The following is a 19,332-nucleotide window of genomic DNA, read 5'->3' on the forward strand; positions in this document are numbered from 1 at the left end:
TCCGATTTTTATATCCACAATATATCTCAGGTAATCCTAAGCAAAAAGAACATTAGCGATGCCAAATTACTTACAACGGAATTGTATAAGATTAGTTGCGTGATTTAAGCACTAAAGTTAGCAAATAAATCACAGATAGAAAGTCCGCAAGGACTTTCGTAAGTAGGCTATCACTAGCAATTAGTTTTATACGGTGTTACCTGTAGTTTTTATTAATCCTTTTTTATTTCTTTTTCCTTTGTTAATAAGTTAAAAATGATTTTACTTCTTGTATTTATAATGTACAATTTATCATCTTTAAAATAATTTTTCACTAATGAATCACAATGATTCATACCATTTTCTCTAAACCAGACTAATTGATTAAAAACTTCACCGCTGTCCAAATCTAGCAAGTAATAATTTCTTGTTTTTGCTATAAAAATCCAATTATTATATCCTAAAGAGTAATTTGCAATTGAGTTAATGCCTAATTGAAATTTAGGTATTATGAATTTTTCATTATTGGAATTGATTGAAGCATAATTCATATTTAATCCAGGTTGTGTTTCTTCGCTGTAAACATTTTCAAGCCAAATTTCAAAGGATTTGTAGGTATGTGCTCCATAAGCCCAAAATTTAGTTTCACTAATATGCTCATTATTTTTAAAGCTATTTTTTGATTTTAAATTCTTATTCTGATGCCATTCTTTCCATATTCCTTCTCTAAAACCTTTTTTATCATAGTTTTCGATTCTTTTTTTATTTCCATTTTCAAAGAAATATTTCCAACTATTAATTTTTTGTGAATTGCTATACTCTCCGTGAGATAAAATTTGTCCGTTTGAATAATATTCTGTCCAAATCCCTTGTCTTAAATAATTATGTGATTGCCCTTCAACTTTAATCTGTCCATTTTGAAAGAAATTATCTTCTTTTAAATGTAAATAGTAATCTTGTAAAAGTGCTTTATATAAGATGAGTGGTATATTACAAACTTCAGGTTCAGGCGCATTAATTCCGTAAATAAACTCAATTCGTATATTTTTATTTTCAATAATATCAATATCATATCCTTCGTAACTAGGTAATCCTAACTCTCTTAAGTGAGCTTGGTCAATTTTATCAAATTTATTTAATAAATGAGATTCACATTCCCTTAAAGCTAACTCAAGTCTTAATAAGTCATTCGTTACAGTTAAAAGAAATAAAGCATATTCAAAATTTACGATTTTATTTTTTTGTAAAACTATTGTAATGTAATCATGAATGTTTGTCATTGTCTACGATGTCTCGTTAAATTACAGGTAACGGTTTAGCTAAGCGTAGTGCGGAGATAAGGAAACTTTTCGTTTCCGTCTTAGCACTAAGCTAAAGCTTATTGTTTAGTTTTATTTTTTCTTTTCCAAAGCTAAATCCATAAGATTTAGCGACTTTATAAATATAGACAAACCATTCCGTTTTAGCCCTAAAGTCCGCATTACGTATAGGTTGTGTTGGCATGCGTTATTTTTTTTTCATATCGAATTCGCAAACTATTGGTAAATGGTCACTAATCTTAAGCCATTGATTTACATCCCCAACTTCCATTTTCTGTAATCCGTTTTGAAAGTCCACACTCGCAAAAACATAATCGATATGATATGGTTTTTCTAGTTTCCTTTGCAGATAGAAAGTCGGTCGAGTTTCTACACCTTGCTCTTCTTTAAAATATTTGTGATATAAGCTTTTAATTCCAATTTCACTTAGTTCTTTCACAACATCTGAGTGATTCCACCACCTGTCCCATTTGTCCCAGATTTTGTTGCTATTTAGGTCACCGATTATTAAACTTTTATGTAATTGAGATTTGTTAAGTTGTAGATATTTCCACAATTGCCCAATATAACCGAAAGTAGGGGATTTGTTATTGTGAGTCCAAACAGCAAGAAGATTAAAGTCTTCATTCACTGAACAAGGAAGAAAGTGTTTGACTTTATGATTTTTATAAATATCAGACCAATCTAGCTTTTCCAATTTTACATTGGTATTTGCAAAAATCCCTATTCCTTTGTTTTTGGTATCACCAATCCACAGATGGTTTATAGCCCAATTTTTATATTCGGCATGTTTAGTTTCAGCTGGGTTTTCACATTCTTGTACTATGTAAATATCAGCATTATAGTCCAACAACGATTCGAACTTATTTCTTAATGCACCGTTACAATTCCAAGTTATAATTTTCAATTTTGGTTAGATTTTTATAATGCATGCCAACAACTGTATAAGATAACAAGTTACTATATCCATCTTATATGCCAACTAATATAAAACAAAAAAACCATCACTTTCCAGTGATGGTTCTCGATATCAATAGCTTAAATCTTACGACTTAGTTTCCTTTTTGGTAATCAGCTAAGAACTTAGCTAAACCGCTATCAGTTAATGGGTGCTTTAAAAGTCCGACAATTGAACTTAAACCACCAGTCATTACATCAGCACCAATTTTAGCACAGTCGATAATATGCATTACGTGACGTACAGATGCTGCAAGAATTTGAGTTTCGTAACCGTAGTTATCATAGATCAAACGAATATCAGCGATCAATCCTAATCCGTCTGTTGAGATATCATCTAAACGACCAATGAATGGCGATACGTAAGTTGCACCTGCCTTAGCAGCCAATAATGCTTGACCAGAAGAGAATACCAATGTACAGTTAGTTCTGTATCCTTTATCAGAGAAATACTTAATTGCCTTTACACCTTCCTTGATCATAGGTACTTTAATTACGATTTGTGGGCTAATTTTAACCAACTTCTCGCCTTCCGCGATCATACCTTCATAATCGGTAGAAATAACCTCAGCACTTACGTCACCGTCAACTACATCACATATTTTCTTGTAATGCGCCAAAATGTTATCTGCACCAGTAATGCCTTCCTTTGCCATTAAAGACGGGTTTGTTGTAACACCATCTAAAATACCCATATCTTGAGCTTCTTTGATTTCGTCTAAATTCGCTGTATCTATAAAAAATTTCATCTTTTTCTAATTTTTAATTTATAATGAATGTCTTTAGGGCAAACCCTAAAAATCGTTTACTTTAAAAAATCTATTACTTGTTGGTATACTTGATCACCGGTGAATCCGAATTTTTCATTAAGTACCGTTGCTGGTGCAGAATAACCAAAATGCTCTAAACCGAACACTTTTCCGTTTGCTCCTGCTAATCCTTCCAAGTTTACAGGAAGACCTGCTGTAAGTCCAAAAACTGGTTTATTTGGCGGAATCACTTTTTCTTGGTAAGCTTCTGACTGTTGTCTAAAAATACCTTCAGATGGTATAGAAGCAATGTTCACTTTTAAACCTTCTTTCTCTTCCAATAATTTAGTTGCCGCTACCAAAGTTGCAACTTCAGAACCATTAGCAATCAAAATAACATCTGGATCGGCTACTTCTTGTATTAAGTATCCTCCTTTTTCTGCTCCTAAAGCCTCCTGATAACGGTTACCACTTTTCGCAGGAAGATCTTTTATCCCTTGACGAGATAAAATAAGTCCGGTCGGAGTCTTTTGGTTTTCCATTGCCATTTTCCAAGCTACATTTGTTTCTTGAGAATCTGCAGGACGCAATGCTACGAAACTTTGCTCGTGGCTGTGATTCTTTAATTTCTCTAACAAACGTATTTGAGCTTCTTGCTCTATTGGTTGGTGTGTTGGTCCGTCCTCACCTACTCTAAAAGCATCATGTGTCCAAACAAACTTAACCGGTAATTCTTGAATACAGCTTAAACGAATAGCTGGTTTCATATAATCAGAGAATACAAAGAATGTTGCTACTACAGCCATTACCCCACCGTGAAGTGCGATACCGTTTGCCATAGTTGCCATTGTTAATTCCGCTACACCTGCTTGTAAGAATGCGCCAGAGAAATCACCTTTCTTTAAAATGTGTGTTTTCTTTAAGAATCCGTCTGTTTTATCACTGTTCGACAAATCTGCAGATGATACAATCATATTCTCTACATTTTGCGCTAAATACGCTAAAACGTTAGAGGATGCTGCACGAGTTGCCTGACCTTCTTTCTGTGCTACAGAACTAAAATCTAATTCTGGTAATTTACCTTCTAAGAAACCATCTAATTTTGCAGAAAGCTCAGCATTTTCTGAACGCCATGCATCGATCTCTCTTTTCTTAGCTTGTGCTTCGTCTTTCTTCTTATTGATAATACCTTCGTAGTACTCTTCTACTTTTGAATAGATATCAAAAGGATTTGCTACGTCTGCACCTAAGTTCAATAAGGTCTTTTCATAATCTGCACCTGTATCGCCAATTGGCTTACCGTGTAGTTCTGTATACCCTTCATAAGGCGTGCCGTCTGCAGTTACACAGCCTTTACCCATTATCGTTTGACCGATAATCAACGTAGGCTTCTCTGTTTCCGCATTAGCATCTGTAAGTGCTTTTCTTATTTGATCATGGTCATGGCCGTCGATAGTTACAACTTTCCATCCCCATGCCTCATATTTCATTGCCGTATTCTCTGAAGTAACCTCATCTGTTTTAGATGATAATTGAACATCATTAGAATCATAGAACATAATAAAATTGCTCAAGCCTAAGTGACCTGCAATTCTACCTGCACCTTGAGAGATTTCTTCTTGTACACCACCATCAGAAATAAAACCATAAATTTTATGGTTCATCCAATCTCCAAAACGTGCTTTCAAAAAGTTAGCCGCTACTGCAGCACCAACACCCATAGTATGACCTTGACCTAATGGTCCAGATGTGTTTTCTATACCTCTTGCAACATCAACTTCTGGGTGGCCCGGTGTTACCGATCCCCATTGTCTAAAATTAGCTACATCGTCTTTTTCATAATTACCCAATAAATAATACTGAGCGTACATTAAAGTAGATAAGTGCCCAGCATCCATGAAAAAACGGTCACGAAACGGCCACTTCATATCAGAAGGATCGTAGTTGAAAAATTCAGAATATAAAATGTGCATGTAGTCTGCGCCTCCCATTGGGCCACCTGGATGTCCAGAGTTTGCCTTTTCTACCATCGCTACAGCCAATGCCCTTATATTATCGGCTGCTAATTGATCTAGTTCCTTGTTCATTATATTATTAGATTATTTTTCAGGTTCGTGTTTATTTTATGATCTACTAAAATCTCTCCCAAAGATACTTTATATAAGGCGCTAATTAAAATATTTAGCCCAACATAATTCTATAGAATTCAAGTCATAAGCGCTCATACACCACTAGTTTCGCATAAATATTATTGCGAAAGGGTTTTCGAAAACATTCTGTGAATCATTTTTTAACCCAATTCACCTTTAATTACTATAAGTAAGACACTTACGCTGTACATTTGCACGCTTTATGCATTTTTAGTGAAGACGTATTACTGTAAGTTTTTATCGATTTCAAATTTTTATAAAACTGACAACCTTTGTTATGTAACGTTTTTATGGTATTCTGTTTATTTCAGATGCTCACCAAAACACTATAATTACGCTTATGACCTCAAAAACAACATTGCATATATTTAGTTACTTCATTATATTATTTGGTTTCTTTTCTACCAGTAGCCCCACATTTGCACAAGATTCAAACTCCAAACCGGATGCCGTTCAGATGAGAACCTATAATTATGCCGATACACTACAACTTGATTTTTATACTATCCCATCTAATGGCATAGAACTTAAACCAACAGTTGTTTTAGTGCATGGTGGTGGCTTTACAGCCGGACAACGGAATGGTGGCGATGAAAAAAGATTGAGTACTTATCTAGCTAAAAAAGGATTTAACGTAGCTTCTATAAATTACAGACTTTCTAGAAAAGGGAAATCTTTTGGGTGCGTTTGCCCAACATCTATAAAAATTGATACCTACGTTGAGGCGGTTGCCGATTTGTCTAAGGCGATAAATTACATAACAAAAGATTCATTACCCTTTAAAACCGACCCGACAAAAATATTCTTAATAGGAAGCAGCGCGGGTGCCGAAACCGTTTTGAATTTTCAATTTATGCGATACGATTATCGTTTTAAAAGACTGCCCTACCCTAATGCTAAAATTGCAGGATTAGTAAGTTTTTCTGGTGCTGTATTGGATGAGAATTATATTGATGCCAGCAATAAGACTCCTGCCCTGTTTTTTCACGGAGTTAAAGATTCCATTGTCCCTTATGATACGAATCCGCATCGGTTTTGCAAGCCAACAGATGTTGGTTTCCTACAAATCAACGGACCCAAAGCTATTGCCGAACGCCTTTCTGAGATAGATGGAAATTACAAAGTGTATTACAATGAAGAAGGCGGACACGAATGGGCCTCACTCGGATTTAAATTTCCTGATTTGATTCATGAATTTTTAATGGCAATCTTACATGGAGAAACTACTATGAAGGATTTTGAATCGATTACTTCACCCAATAGATAGAAAAAAATAACACTACGCCACATTTACCTCGAACAAATGCCCGATCAATGCAGTGATAACCATGGCTACCGTACCCCAAAAGCTAATTCTTAAAACGGCTGTCAGAATATTTGAACCGCCTGCCTTTGCTGCAATAGCACCTAACACCGCTAGAAACAGAACAGCAAAACCATATTGCACATATTCCATTTGTTCTAACGGACCAAAATAAGCTACCAGAACAGGAAGTAATCCACCGAAAACGAAAGATGCACCAGACGATAATGCCGCCAATAACGGATTTGCCTGTGTAATATCATTAATACCCAGCTCATCTCTTGCATGTGCACCCAAGGCATCATGTGCCGTTAACTGTGTAGCTACTTGTAACGCCAAACCTGAATCTAAACCGCGCTCTTCATAAATTAAAGCGAGTTCTTTAAGTTCTTCTTCTGGCATTTCTTCTAGCTCTTTCATCTCGCGAGCTAGATCGGCTTTTTCTAAATCTTCTTGCGAACTTACAGATACATACTCCCCTGCAGCCATTGACAAGGCACCTGCAACCAAACCTGCAACACCTGCTAAAATAATTGGCTCTCTAGTTGTGCTTGCCGCTGCGACACCTATAACCAAACTTGCTGTGGACAAAATACCATCATTAGCACCAAGTACTGCCGCTCGCAACCAATTACTCCGCGTACCATAATGTTTTTCGTCTTGCATAGTTTGTGAATTTTACTGTAGTTAACTACTATCGCTTTTTTACAATAGCCTTCTCCCCTTTGCCAATAATAACCAAATTAGTAGTGGTTAAGAATAATCCGGTTTCTACGATACCTGGGATTGTTTTTAATTGCTGCTCTAAATCTGTCAGCTTTATATCAGTATCCCAAATATCAATATCAACGATATCGTTATTCTCATCGGTTTTATAATCGTCAGCACCCCTCTTTCGCTGTACAGGAAACAATTTCATTGATTCTAATTCTTTAATAATAAGTTGTGTAGCAAAGGGTATCGTTTCAATAGGCAATTTGAACTTACCTAGTTTAGCAACATTCTTAGAAGAATCTGCAATAATAATATTCATATCAGAATTATGGGCGACGATTTTTTCACGTAGTAACGCTCCACCTCCGCCTTTGATCAATTGAAAGTCTTCATCGACCTCATCCGCACCATCAATGGTAACATCTAATCTTTTAGCTTCTGCAAGAGTAATCACATGTATACCCAGTTTTCTTGCCAATTTTTCGGTTTCGTCAGAAGTTGCAACGGCTTTGATTTTTAGTCCGTTCATTACCATTTCGCCTATTGCCTCTATCATATAAAATGCAGTAGACCCAGTGCCTAGACCAACGATCATTCCAGATTTTATATATTTTACCGCTTCTAATGCTGCTACTTTCTTCTCGTTTACCGTGCTCACTTTTTGGTTGTATTATGGTTATTTGGCTATAAAGATATTTAGAATTAATTGATAGCATTCATCAAAGCATTAAGTAATGCCTAAAATTTTGTGATGAAACCTTCGCTAATAATTATCTAAAGGGAAGATCTTAATGACTGATACTGATGTTATTTTCAATTAACTGTAATGATAACATTGGCACATGGCAGCAGAAAATTGATTTACCTACTATATAATCATTGCATAATTTTCTTAAATAACTATTGGTATTGTTAGACACAACAAGTAACTGACAATTAGTATGATCAACATACCTCTTTAAAGTGGTTGTTAAAGAATGTTCGGTATCTAGTTTGTAGAAATTATGATATATAGACCCTAGTTTTTCAGCTATAATCTCATGATTTATATGTTGTAACTCTGTGATCTGTGGCGTAGCATTTTGAATACTTGCAATTTGTACCGTACTATTAAAATACCGTGCCAATTCTACTACCGGGCTTAATTCATCGCTTTTAAATAAATGATTGAGTTCTGATACAACAGAAATCGAATGTAAGTTTTCAAAAACTGCCCTTGGAGGTATTACCATAATTGGGCATTTATTGACATGGTTTAATATTCTTACCGTATTTCTACCTAAAAAAATAGATTCATCATCTGCACCACCGCTGGCACTCATAATTACAAAATCTATGTGCTGTTTTTCAACAACTTCTTTTACTTCGTCAATAAGCATTGAGAAGCTAGAAATTGTTTTATAGTTATGAAGCGGATTATTGTATTGTTTTTTGATGTGCTGAAGAGTCTTTTTCAATCCTTTTTCTGATGCTGTTTGTGCAGAATAATCTTTAGCGGCTTCCGTTACTCTCCCCGCCATTAAACGGTTACTATGTAATTCTGGAGTATAGGCATTTAATAAATGGAATACACATTCAGATTCTGCGAATAATTGCAAGGCATACTGTATTGCATTCCATGCAGGTTGTGAAAAATCGGTCGGTATTAATATATTTTTCATAAATGAGACACATCATTTGATGATAAATGTAGCCTCCCTACAGAACTGAAACTATGACATTTATCAGAATACTAAAAAATTTAAAATCCGTCAGCTAGTTCTTGCAACATCTCCTCTTCTACGATTCCAATTTTTTTACCTTCTGTCTTTATGAATCCTTTTTTCTTAAACTCAGAAATCATACGAATTAAAGATTCTGTTGCCGCACCAACAATATTTGCATAATCATCTCTACTAAGTGTCAATAATAGAAATCCGTTTTCGTCTTCACCATAATTTTTCTTCAAATAAACAAACGCCTCTGCCAAACGTTGTTTTACTGTTTTTTGAGACATATTTACAATAACATCATCCGCTTCTTTTAAATCATGCGCCAAATGCCGTAATACTTCTAAAGAAAAATAAGGATTGGTATTCAATGTGTTCGATATTACCTCTTTGGGTATAAAACACACTTCCATATCACTAATAGCGGTAGCACTTAAATTGGTAAAATCTTCTGCAATTACAGAACGCTGCCCCATTATCTCACCTTTATTGGTCAATTTTACAATTTGTTCTTTGCCATTACTACTTAATTTAGACAACTTAGAAACACCATCTCGCACACAAAATACACCATCAAGCTTCTGCCCCTCTATAAATAAAGCCTCTCCTTTTTTAATCTTCTTAGAGGTTTTAGAGTCTGCTACCTTTTTTAATTCGTCTTTGCTCAATGCACGAAGTGAATTAAACTGTCGGATAATGCAATTTTCACATCTACTTTCCATAGCTTCATAAATTAATCTTAGGCAAAATTAAACAAGCTTATAATTGTAGTAACTGACAATTATCATGTTTTAAAAACTGTATCATTTTCACCTTTGTAATTACTATTTTTAAATATTTATGCAGGCAACTAATTGTTTTCATTGTGGTGACCCTTGTGATAAACAACTTATAACATTTGATGAAAAATCATTTTGTTGTGCTGGTTGTAAAACCGTTTATGAAATATTTTCAACAAACGACTTGTCTCACTATTATGAACTTCAAGCTGCTGCAGGCTCAACACCTGATGTCATTGAAGGTAAATATGATTTTCTAGACAACGAAGAGATCATAGCTAAACTAACAGAATTCAATGATGGTAATATTCAAATCATCAATCTTTATATACCTACTATTCATTGTAGCTCGTGTATTTGGATTTTAGAGAACTTGAATAAGCTTAATAAGAATGTAACTAATTCTCAAGTAGATTTTCCGAAAAAAACAATTCGTATTAACTATAAACAAGAGGGTTTCAGCTTAAAAGAACTCGTCTTACTTTTGGCTAAAATTGGATATGAACCTTATATTTCTTTAGAAGATTTTGACGGTAAAAAGAAGGTCTCTGATAAAACCTTAATTTACAAACTAGGTGTTGCAGGTTTTGCTTTTGGTAATGTCATGTTTCTCTCTTTTCCTGAATATTTCGACTTAAATTCTAGCGCCGCTTCTGGTGGTGAATATTGGTTAAATAAATACCAAGACTTATTTCGATGGATGATGTTCATTTTCTCGTTACCCGTAATATTTTATGCTGGATGGGATTATTTTATTTCCGCATTTAAAGGGCTGCGAGCGAAACTTTTAAATATTGATGTGCCTATTGCGCTTGGTATTCTTGTATTATTTCTAAGAAGTACCTATGATATTGCCTTTAATTTAGGTAGCGGATTTTTCGATTCTCTTACTGGGCTGGTATTCTTTCTATTACTTGGTAAATTCTTTCAACAAAGAACCTATAGCTTTTTATCATTTGAACGCGATTACAAATCATACTTTCCTATAGCAATTACTAGACTGAACCTAAAAGGAAAAGAGGAAACCGTGCCTGTTCAAGAAATTGAAAAGGGTGATCGAATATTGATACGTAACGAAGAAATGATTCCCGTTGACGGTACTCTAGTATACGGAAATGCACAAATTGACTATAGTTTTGTTTCGGGGGAATCTGAACCCGTTTCTAAAAAAATCGGAGAACAGGTCTTTGCAGGCGGAAAGCAACTTAACGGTGTTATTGAAATGATTGCTTTAAAATCGGTATCGCAAAGTTATTTGACACAACTATGGGGAAATGCTGTTTTTAAGACCGATAAAGTGACCACATTTCAAAACCTTACTGATAGTATCGGAAAACGCTTTACCATTGCCGTACTTTCTATCGCATTTATATCCACTGCTTTTTGGTTGTTCTACGACCCTTCTAAAGCCATGAATGTTTTTACGGCAGTATTGATTATTGCCTGCCCTTGTGCCATAGCATTAGCTTCACCATTTACCCTAGGCAATATGCTACGAATTTTTGGCAAAAAGAAATTCTATATTAAAGACACCCAAACCATTGAGCGCTTGGCTAAAATTGACACCGCTATTTTTGATAAAACCGGTACCATTACAACGACGCAAAAAAGCACGGCGCACTACGAAGGTATGCCTTTAACACCTGATGAAGAATCGATACTTAAGAATACTATTAGAGCTTCTAACCACCCTTTAAGCAGATCTTTATATGATCTACTTAAAGAACAGAATATCATCACCTTAGATGAATACGAAGAACATGTTGGCAAAGGACTGGAAAGCTCTAAAGATGATATTAATATGAAAATTGGTTCTGCAAATTTTGTAGGTAAAGGCACCTCAGAAAATTTGCTCGACACCTCTATTTATATCAGCTCTAATAATGCTTATAAAGGGAGATACGTTTTTCAAAATCAATATAGAGACGGACTCTCATCTGTTTTCAAAGAGATGTCTGAAACGATAAGTTTAGCGATACTTTCTGGTGATAATGAAGGAGAAAAAGAACGATTAGAGGCGTTGTTACCAAAATTGACTCCGCTGTACTTTAACCAGAAACCCGAAACGAAACTAGAGTTTATAAAATCATTACAAGATCAAGGTAAGAAAGTATTGATGGTAGGCGATGGATTAAATGATGCCGGTGCGCTTGCACAAAGTAATGTAGGTATTGCTATATCTGAAAATATCAATGTATTCTCACCAGCTTGCGATGCCATATTAGATGCTTCTAAATTTCAACAATTGTACAGCTATATTCTCGCATCTAAAAAAGCGATGCATATTATTAAAATGAGTTTTTTATTATCGCTACTCTACAATTGTGTAGGACTTTATTTTGCCATTACTGGAGAGTTAGAGCCTGTTATCGCTGCAATTCTAATGCCATTAAGCTCTATTACCATTGTTGCTTTTACTACCGTAATGACCAACCTTATTGGCAGAAAACTTCCATAATCAAAGCGTAATTTTCAACATTCCATATTGTATCAATCTTTACGAGTAAGATTCAATCTCCATTATTCAACTTTTCTATTTACCTCAGTATTTAAAATAATTCTAATTAGAGAAATATACACCTCCTAAATCAACATTATTGACTAATTTACAGTTGTTTAAAGCCCAAAAAATAGAATTCAGGATACTTACCACTTTAAATTTTTTAAGAAAATATTTAAAGTATGACAATTGTCATTTTCTATGGTATGCATCACTCTTATTTTTACGGAATAATTCAGGTAGGTATGAGTGTTATTTATGTTTTACTAGCTATTAGTCTAGTTGTGGCAATTATTTTTTTTGTCGCTTTTATCGTATCGGTAAGGCAAGGACAATATGATGATGCTTACACTCCATCTGTGCGTATGCTTTTTGAAGATGAACTGGTGAAGCCTGCAAAAGAAGCAGAAAATAAAGTAAAGAGTAAAGAGTAAAGAGTAAAGAGTAAAATATTTCAAATTAATTGAAATACAAACTTTTAAAAAGTACTAAAAATTTAATAGTAGAATGTGTAGAAAAAAAGCAAAATTAAGAAGAGTCTCGTCTCTAAATTATTTTCTTTCTGTTCTTCTTTTTTTAAAAAAAATCCAACTAAATAAACAAGTATAATTATGGAAGTACAGCAGTTTTATTACGATAACAAAATCGTGAAAAATTTCCTTTATGCAACCATGTTCTGGGGTATTGTGGGTATGTCTGTGGGCTTATTATTAGCCTTCATGTTCATGTTCCCTAACGTAACCGATGGTATATCATGGTTAAGTTTTGGTCGCTTACGCCCGTTGCACACCAACGCGGTAATTTTTGCATTTGTAGGAAATGCTATCTATGCGGGAGTATACTACTCTACCCAACGTCTGTTAAAGGCGCGTATGTATAGCGATTTTTTAAGTAAGTTCAACTTTTGGGGTTGGCAGGCAATTATTGTTGCTGCAGCTATTACGCTACCCCTTGGTTATACAAGTTCTAAAGAATATGCTGAACTTGAATGGCCTATAGATTTAGCTATTGCTGTTGTTTGGGTAGCATTTGGTGTAAACCTTATTGGCACCATGATAAAGAGAAGACAACGTCACCTTTATGTGGCTATCTGGTTTTATCTGGCAACTTTTGTTACGGTAGCAGTACTTCACATTTTCAATAGTTTAGAATTACCTGTTAGTGCTTTTAAAAGTTACTCTGTGTACGCCGGTGTACAAGATGCATTGGTACAATGGTGGTACGGTCATAATGCGGTTGCATTTTTCTTGACTACGCCGTTCTTAGGACTTATGTATTATTTTGTGCCTAAAGCAGCGAACAGACCAGTATACTCATATAGACTGTCTATCGTTCACTTCTGGTCATTGATATTTATTTATATCTGGGCAGGTCCGCACCACTTATTATATTCTGCTTTGCCTGATTGGGCTCAGAATTTAGGAGTTGCCTTCTCTATTATGTTATTGGCTCCATCTTGGGGTGGTATGATTAACGGACTTCTAACACTTCGTGGTGCTTGGGATAAAGTTCGTACCGATCCTGTTTTGAAATTTATGGTGGTTGCAATTACCGGTTATGGTATGGCAACATTCGAAGGTCCTTTACTTTCTCTTAAAAACGTAAATGCAATTGCCCACTTTAGTGATTGGATTATTGCTCACGTTCACGTAGGTGCTTTAGCCTGGAACGGATTCTTGACCTTTGGTATGATTTACTATTTGGTTCCTAAAATGACCAAGAATAAATTATTCTCTGTTGCGTTGGCGAACTTCCACTTCTGGATCGGCACATTGGGTATCATTCTTTACACGTTGCCAATGTATGTTGCTGGTTTCACTCAAGCGCTAATGTGGAAAGATTTTAATCCGGATGGAACTTTGGTCTACGGTAACTTCTTAGAAACAGTAAACGAAATCATGCCAATGTATTGGATGCGTGCCATTGGTGGAAGCCTTTATATTGTTGGTGCTTGTGTTATGATATATAACGTAGTTCGTACCATAAAATCTGGTAGCGTTATAGAAGATGAATTAGCAGAAGCAGCTGCACTTACCGTAGTATCTAAACGTAGAACTGCAGGTGAAACTTTTCATACTTGGCTAGAACGTAAGCCTATTCAATTAACCATTTTAGCTACTGTTGCTATCCTTATTGGTGGTATTATACAAATTATACCTACCATATTGGTAAAATCTAACATACCTACTATTACCAGTGTAAAACCATATTCGCCTTTAGAATTAGAAGGTCGTGATTTATACATTCGTGAAGGTTGTGTGGGTTGTCACTCTCAAATGGTTCGTCCGTTTAGAAGTGAGGTAGAACGTTATGGTGAATACGCTAAAGCTGGTGAATTCGTTTATGACCACCCATTTCTTTGGGGTAGTAAACGTACTGGTCCAGATTTATTGAGAGTTGGTGGTAAATACTCTGACAACTGGCACTTAAATCATATGTACGATCCTCAAAGTACCTCTTCTGGTTCTATAATGCCTTCGTATTCTTGGTTAGTGCGTGATAAACATGACAGAGGTAACATACAAACTAAAATGGAAGCTATGGTAACCTTAGGTGTACCATATACCGAAGAAGACATTGCAAATGCCGTTGCTCTTATGGATGTACAAGCAGAAAAAATCGAAAAGAACTTATATAGCGATCCCGATTTTGCAAACTCTTATGAGGCAGATAAAAAATATGCTGCTGAAAATGGTGAAGAATTTATTGAAATGAGAGACCGTGAAATTGTAGCTATGATTGCTTACCTACAACGTTTAGGTACCGATATCAAGATTAAAGAAACTGGCGAATTATTATCTGATAAATAAAATATAAAATCATGTTCAAATTTGTAAAAGGTTACATGGAAACTATTGATGGCATAGCAACCTACCCCATGATATCATTACTAATCTTCTTTGTGTTTTTTACCTTATTATTTTGGTGGGTAATCACAGCCTCGAAGTCATATATCAAAGAAGTTAGCGAATTGCCTTTAGAAGAAGATAACCAACAAAACAACCAATTATGAAAAACAATACAGCCTGGTGGTTAAGAATAACAGTGGCCTTTTTCGCGGTCATTGTACTTATGGAAGTTTATATTGATAGTGGTGATCAACCTGCTTTTCTAGCCTATCCTACGTTGATGTTTGGCTTTATGGCACTTATCCTATTACTATTAATAGCGATTGCTTTTATCGTACAAGCTATTGAAAATGTACTTTACAACACGCTTGACGAAGAAGCAAAGGTACGTTACTTAGAAGCCAAAGATGAAAAATGGGAATGGACGTGGGGTAAGAACATGTACAACAAATTGTTGGGTAGTAAACCTATGGAAGCCGAAGGTGAAATCATACTCGATCACAACTATGATGGTATACGTGAGTTAGACAATAATTTACCACCTTGGTGGGTATACTTATTCTATGCTTCTATCGTATTTGGTGTAATTTACCTGCTTCGTTTTCATGTTTTTAATGACTATAATCAAAAATTAGAATACGAACAAGAAGTTGCTGCCGCTCAATTAGAAATTGAAGCATATAAGAAAACTGCAAAAGGTCTTGTTGATGCCAATACGGTTGAGTTATTAACAGATGCATCAGATATTAGTGCCGGTAAAAGTATTTTTGAAGGCAATTGTGTTGCTTGCCATATGGCAGATGGTGGCGGTGGTATCGGACCAAACCTTACGGATCAAAACTGGATTCTTGGTGGTGGTATAAAAAACGTTTTCCATACCATTTCTGAAGGTGGTCGAGACGGTAAAGGTATGATCGCTTGGAAACAAAACTTAAAACCTGCAGAAATAGCACAAGTAGCTAGTTATGTATTAAGTTTTGAAGGTACAATACCTGCAAACCCGAAAGCTGCAGAAGGTGATATTTGGATTGACCCTAATGCGCCAGAACAAGAAACTCCAGCTGAAGCAGAAGCTACTGAAGTAGTTATTGATTCTGCAGCGGTTACCATGAACTGAGTTAAGTGAGAGGTTAAAGCCTCTCAAGCCAATAAAGAGAGATACAATGTCACAAGATCAAGATAATTTTAGAGACTCTATCGGTACCATCAAAGAAGATGGTAAACGAGCTTGGGTATTCCCTAAAAAGCCGAGTGGTAAGCTTTATGAATATCGTAAATATGTAAGTTATGTGCTACTTACTTTCTTGATCGCGTCTCCATTTATAAAAATAAACGGCAACCAATTCTTGATGTTCAATGTATTGGAAAGACGTTTCAATATCTTCGGATTTCCTTTTTATCCTCAAGATTTTCACCTCTTTGTAATATCTATGATTATTGGGGTCGTTTTTATCGCCCTGTTTACAGTAGCCTTCGGACGTATTTTCTGCGGATGGATGTGTCCGCAAACCATATTCTTAGAGATGGTTTTCCGTAGAATAGAATATTGGATCGACGGAGATCGCGGTGCTCAGATAAAACTAGATAGACAAGAATGGAATGCAGAAAAGATTCGTAAACGTGTTTTAAAGTGGATTATCTTTTTCATAATTTCATTTGTTATAGCCAATGTTTTTCTTGCCTACCTGATTGGTAGTGACCGCTTAATTCAATACATCACAGACGGTCCTGCACAACATGTAAGCACTATGGTGTCCCTATTGATTTTTACTGGTGTATTCTATTTTATATTCGCTTGGTTTAGAGAGCAAGTATGTATCATCGCCTGCCCTTATGGTAGAATGCAAGGCGTACTTCTTGATAATAAATCGATTGTAGTTGCCTATGATTATGAAAGAGGTGAGGCTGAAAATGGTAGAAAAAAATGGCGTAAAAATGAAAATCGTCAAGAATTAGGTAATGGCGATTGTATTGATTGTAATCAATGCGTAAACGTTTGCCCTACTGGTATCGATATTAGAAACGGAACGCAGTTAGAATGTATTAACTGTACCGCTTGTATCGATGAATGCGATACCATCATGGAAAAAGTGGATCTACCTAAAGGCTTGATTCGCTATGCAAGTGAAGATGAAATTACTAAGAAAGAGAAATTCAAATTTACGCCACGTTTAAAAGGATATACTGCTGTATTAGTTATTTTAACGGGAGTGTTAGTAGGTATGATGTTTTTGAGAAATGATCTTGAAGCAAATATATTAAGACTGCCTGGGCAATTGTACGAACACAAAGAAGGGAATATCATTAGTAATGTTTACACCTATAAACTATTGAACAAAACCACTAAACCGGTTGAAGATGTTCACTTTAAGCTGATATCGCCAAAAGGAGAAATTAAACTGGTACGTCATGAGAATTTTGATGTGGCTGCAGAAGCATTGGCAGAAGGCACCATGTTCATAGAAATAAACGCATCTGCTTTAAGTGGTGATAAGAACAACCTTAAAATTGGGGTTTATAGTAAAGATAAATTAATTGAGACTACTACGGCTCGCTTTTTAGCACCACGTAGTTACAAATAGTACTTAAAGAAAAAATCATGAAAATTAATTGGGGTACCGGTATTGTCATTGCCATAGTTGCATTCATGGGCTTTATCTTGTTTTTTGTAATTACTATGACCACCAGTCATAATGCTAATCATGATTTGGTTACCGAAGATTATTATAAAGCGGAGCTTGGTTTTCAAAAAGAAATAGATGCAGAGAATAACGCTCAAATTGCAACTACACAAATAGAAATACAAAAATCTTCCGAAGGGTTAATGATACTTTTTCCTGAAGGATATGATGATACCAATGTTAAAGGTTTAGTGTCCCTATACAGACCATCCAACAAGAATTTGGATTTTAATTTGCCCATTAGTTTATCCAATTCACATTTGCTCATACCTGACAATCAATTGTTGGATGGTCGCTGGGACATTAAAATTACTTGGGAACACGAAGGAAAAGATTTTCTACATAAAGAGAGTATTACCTTTTAAATATGCTACTATCTGCACTCATATTAGGTCTAATGGGTAGTTTGCACTGCGTAGGTATGTGCGGACCCATTGCCTTTATGCTTCCGGTAGATAGAACGAATAACTACAAAAAATTCGGACAGATATTTATCTATCACTTTGGTCGATTAATGGCGTATGGGCTTATAGGTCTCATATTCGGATTACTAGGTAAAGGGCTTTCCATTTTTGGTATTCAACAAAAGTTATCTATTGGTATTGGCATTATTATGATTCTGATAGTATTGATTCCGTATAAAACATTCAATAAATACAACCTTTCTAAACCCATCTACAAAATCATATCAAAAGTTAAGAACCAATTAGGCAAAGAATTAAAGAAAAAATCGCCCGATACCTTTTTAACTATCGGATTCTTAAACGGTTTTTTACCATGCGGTCTCGTTTATATGGCGCTTTTTGGTTCTATAGCTATGGGCGATGCTTTAAAAGGTAGTTTATACATGATGCTTTTCGGCGTGGGTACCTTACCACTGATGACCGCTGCCATTTATTTCAGTAATTTACTAAAAGGTGGTGTACGTCAAAAAGTACAAAAGGCAATTCCGGTATTTGTTGTTATTATAGGTGCACTTTTTATTCTTAGAGGTCTTGGTTTAGGTATACCGTACGTATCGCCTGCACCAGTTACACAATTAGCTTCAAGTGCAATAGAATGTCATAACTAATTGCTGAGACCAAATACAAATTCATATGAAACCATTACCGAACGAAATAGTACTTCGCCCAAGGTTTCAAATGCATCTATCAAAAAACAAAGAAACGGTTCTTAGCAAATTTGAGGAATCAAAAGAAAATCCGTTTTTGATTAAACGCTTAGATGAGCATGTGTTCATCAAATTCAACCAAAAAGAGCATCACTTTTGGTCTCCACAGTTACATTTAGAAATAGATGAGGTTGATGATATTAGCTGTAAATTATATGGCGTTTTCGGTCCCAATCCTACCCTATGGACCTTCTTTATGTTTATACACTTTGTCATTGCAACACTTTTTATAATCATAGGTATTTGGGCATATTCAAGTGCATCTTTAGGTAAGGAATACCACATTCAAGTAGGCGTCATGATCATGCTAACAGCGCTATGGTTCGTACTATATTTTACAGGTAGAAGCGGAAAAAGAAAAGGTAAACCCCAAATGCACCAATTACATGAGTTTATGACGAATGTTATTGAAAAGCAATTATAATTAAGTTATTGAAAAGACCCCAAACAAATAAACCCAAGGAATATGCCT

The 19,332-nt window shown here is 35.3% G+C and carries 18 protein-coding genes; 10 read left to right on the forward strand and 8 right to left on the reverse strand.

The genetic code is table 11. The annotated features are described in order from the left end of the window. Positions 1-212 precede the first annotated feature (212 nt). From Q4500_RS11995 to Q4500_RS12010, 4 genes are all read right to left on the reverse strand, one after another. On the reverse strand, positions 213-1,259 hold the full coding sequence (locus Q4500_RS11995; protein ID WP_303599896.1) for a toxin-antitoxin system YwqK family antitoxin: 1,047 nt from the start codon (positions 1,257-1,259) through the stop codon (positions 213-215). A 226-nt stretch (positions 1,260-1,485) separates the two neighbouring features. After that, positions 1,486-2,205 carry an endonuclease/exonuclease/phosphatase family protein gene (locus Q4500_RS12000; protein WP_303599897.1) on the reverse strand — a complete coding sequence of 240 codons (720 nt, stop codon included), beginning with the start codon at positions 2,203-2,205 and terminating at the stop codon, positions 1,486-1,488. Positions 2,206-2,350: 145 nt separating this feature from the next. Then, a complete protein-coding gene (fsa, locus tag Q4500_RS12005; RefSeq protein ID WP_073245215.1) occupies positions 2,351-3,004 on the reverse strand; it encodes a fructose-6-phosphate aldolase in 654 nt (217 codons plus the stop codon). A 56-nt stretch (positions 3,005-3,060) separates the two neighbouring features. Then, positions 3,061-5,091, reverse strand: a complete 2,031-nt coding sequence (locus tag Q4500_RS12010; RefSeq protein WP_303599898.1) for a transketolase — start codon at positions 5,089-5,091, stop codon at positions 3,061-3,063. Between the two features lie 403 nt (positions 5,092-5,494). Here Q4500_RS12010 and Q4500_RS12015 point away from each other — a divergent pair, with 403 nt between their 5' ends. Further along, entirely contained in the window at positions 5,495-6,421 is a 927-nt protein-coding gene (locus Q4500_RS12015) for an alpha/beta hydrolase (protein WP_303599899.1), read from the forward strand. Between the two features lie 12 nt (positions 6,422-6,433). Here the strand turns inward: Q4500_RS12015 and Q4500_RS12020 are convergent, their stop codons facing one another. From Q4500_RS12020 to Q4500_RS12035, 4 genes are all read right to left on the reverse strand, one after another. After that, complete coding sequence (locus Q4500_RS12020) at positions 6,434-7,123, reverse strand: VIT family protein (RefSeq protein WP_303599900.1); 690 nt, start codon at positions 7,121-7,123, stop codon at positions 6,434-6,436. Between the two features lie 28 nt (positions 7,124-7,151). Then, positions 7,152-7,829: a ribose-5-phosphate isomerase RpiA gene (gene rpiA / locus Q4500_RS12025; protein ID WP_303599901.1), complete on the reverse strand. Its 678-nt coding sequence runs from the start codon at positions 7,827-7,829 to the stop codon at positions 7,152-7,154. 130 nt (positions 7,830-7,959) lie between these two features. After that, on the reverse strand, positions 7,960-8,832 hold the full coding sequence (locus Q4500_RS12030) for a universal stress protein (protein ID WP_303599902.1): 873 nt from the start codon (positions 8,830-8,832) through the stop codon (positions 7,960-7,962). Between the two features lie 80 nt (positions 8,833-8,912). Further along, the gene (locus tag Q4500_RS12035; RefSeq protein WP_303599903.1) at positions 8,913-9,602 is read right to left on the reverse strand and encodes a Crp/Fnr family transcriptional regulator; all 690 of its coding nucleotides are present in this window, start codon (positions 9,600-9,602) and stop codon (positions 8,913-8,915) included. Between the two features lie 118 nt (positions 9,603-9,720). On the opposite strand from Q4500_RS12035, the gene Q4500_RS12040 reads away from it, so the two are divergent. The 9 genes from Q4500_RS12040 (at position 9,721) to Q4500_RS12080 (ending at position 19,284) form a co-directional block, all read left to right on the forward strand. After that, positions 9,721-12,117 (forward strand): heavy metal translocating P-type ATPase metal-binding domain-containing protein, encoded by a 2,397-nt coding sequence (locus Q4500_RS12040; RefSeq protein WP_303599904.1) that lies wholly within the window; start codon positions 9,721-9,723, stop codon positions 12,115-12,117. Positions 12,118-12,404: 287 nt separating this feature from the next. After that, positions 12,405-12,593 (forward strand): cbb3-type cytochrome oxidase assembly protein CcoS, encoded by a 189-nt coding sequence (gene ccoS / locus Q4500_RS12045; protein ID WP_303600029.1) that lies wholly within the window; start codon positions 12,405-12,407, stop codon positions 12,591-12,593. 177 nt (positions 12,594-12,770) lie between these two features. Then, the gene (ccoN, locus tag Q4500_RS12050; protein ID WP_303599905.1) at positions 12,771-14,969 is read left to right on the forward strand and encodes a cytochrome-c oxidase, cbb3-type subunit I; all 2,199 of its coding nucleotides are present in this window, start codon (positions 12,771-12,773) and stop codon (positions 14,967-14,969) included. 11 nt (positions 14,970-14,980) lie between these two features. After that, entirely contained in the window at positions 14,981-15,172 is a 192-nt protein-coding gene (locus Q4500_RS12055) for a CcoQ/FixQ family Cbb3-type cytochrome c oxidase assembly chaperone (protein WP_303599906.1), read from the forward strand. After that, positions 15,169-16,125, forward strand: coding sequence for a cbb3-type cytochrome c oxidase N-terminal domain-containing protein (locus tag Q4500_RS12060; RefSeq protein ID WP_303599907.1), 957 nt, complete (start codon positions 15,169-15,171; stop codon positions 16,123-16,125). Before Q4500_RS12055 ends, Q4500_RS12060 begins: the two co-directional genes overlap by 4 nt. Before the next feature lie 46 nt (positions 16,126-16,171). Next, positions 16,172-17,590, forward strand: a complete 1,419-nt coding sequence (gene ccoG / locus Q4500_RS12065) for a cytochrome c oxidase accessory protein CcoG (RefSeq protein WP_303599908.1) — start codon at positions 16,172-16,174, stop codon at positions 17,588-17,590. Between the two features lie 17 nt (positions 17,591-17,607). After that, a complete protein-coding gene (locus Q4500_RS12070; protein ID WP_303599909.1) occupies positions 17,608-18,054 on the forward strand; it encodes a FixH family protein in 447 nt (148 codons plus the stop codon). Positions 18,055-18,056: 2 nt separating this feature from the next. Continuing rightward, entirely contained in the window at positions 18,057-18,761 is a 705-nt protein-coding gene (locus tag Q4500_RS12075) for a sulfite exporter TauE/SafE family protein (RefSeq protein ID WP_303599910.1), read from the forward strand. A 25-nt stretch (positions 18,762-18,786) separates the two neighbouring features. After that, a complete protein-coding gene (locus Q4500_RS12080) occupies positions 18,787-19,284 on the forward strand; it encodes a GTP-binding protein (RefSeq protein ID WP_303599911.1) in 498 nt (165 codons plus the stop codon). Positions 19,285-19,332 lie beyond the last annotated feature (48 nt).

This window comes from Maribacter sp. 1_MG-2023 (assembly GCF_030547005.1).
Lineage (GTDB): Bacteria > Bacteroidota > Bacteroidia > Flavobacteriales > Flavobacteriaceae > Maribacter.

Coding starts and splice junctions, on each gene's coding strand:
- Q4500_RS11995 (WP_303599896.1), bottom strand. CDS start 1,259: ATGACAAACATTCATGATTACATTACAATAGTTTTACAAAAAAATAAA.
- fsa (WP_073245215.1), bottom strand. CDS start 3,004: ATGAAATTTTTTATAGATACAGCGAATTTAGACGAAATCAAAGAAGCT.
- Q4500_RS12010 (WP_303599898.1), bottom strand. CDS start 5,091: ATGAACAAGGAACTAGATCAATTAGCAGCCGATAATATAAGGGCATTG.
- Q4500_RS12015 (WP_303599899.1), top strand. CDS start 5,495: ATGACCTCAAAAACAACATTGCATATATTTAGTTACTTCATTATATTA.
- Q4500_RS12020 (WP_303599900.1), bottom strand. CDS start 7,123: ATGCAAGACGAAAAACATTATGGTACGCGGAGTAATTGGTTGCGAGCG.
- Q4500_RS12030 (WP_303599902.1), bottom strand. CDS start 8,832: ATGAAAAATATATTAATACCGACCGATTTTTCACAACCTGCATGGAAT.
- Q4500_RS12035 (WP_303599903.1), bottom strand. CDS start 9,602: ATGGAAAGTAGATGTGAAAATTGCATTATCCGACAGTTTAATTCACTT.
- Q4500_RS12040 (WP_303599904.1), top strand. CDS start 9,721: ATGCAGGCAACTAATTGTTTTCATTGTGGTGACCCTTGTGATAAACAA.
- ccoS (WP_303600029.1), top strand. CDS start 12,405: ATGAGTGTTATTTATGTTTTACTAGCTATTAGTCTAGTTGTGGCAATT.
- ccoN (WP_303599905.1), top strand. CDS start 12,771: ATGGAAGTACAGCAGTTTTATTACGATAACAAAATCGTGAAAAATTTC.
- Q4500_RS12055 (WP_303599906.1), top strand. CDS start 14,981: ATGTTCAAATTTGTAAAAGGTTACATGGAAACTATTGATGGCATAGCA.
- Q4500_RS12060 (WP_303599907.1), top strand. CDS start 15,169: ATGAAAAACAATACAGCCTGGTGGTTAAGAATAACAGTGGCCTTTTTC.
- ccoG (WP_303599908.1), top strand. CDS start 16,172: ATGTCACAAGATCAAGATAATTTTAGAGACTCTATCGGTACCATCAAA.
- Q4500_RS12070 (WP_303599909.1), top strand. CDS start 17,608: ATGAAAATTAATTGGGGTACCGGTATTGTCATTGCCATAGTTGCATTC.
- Q4500_RS12075 (WP_303599910.1), top strand. CDS start 18,057: ATGCTACTATCTGCACTCATATTAGGTCTAATGGGTAGTTTGCACTGC.
- Q4500_RS12080 (WP_303599911.1), top strand. CDS start 18,787: ATGAAACCATTACCGAACGAAATAGTACTTCGCCCAAGGTTTCAAATG.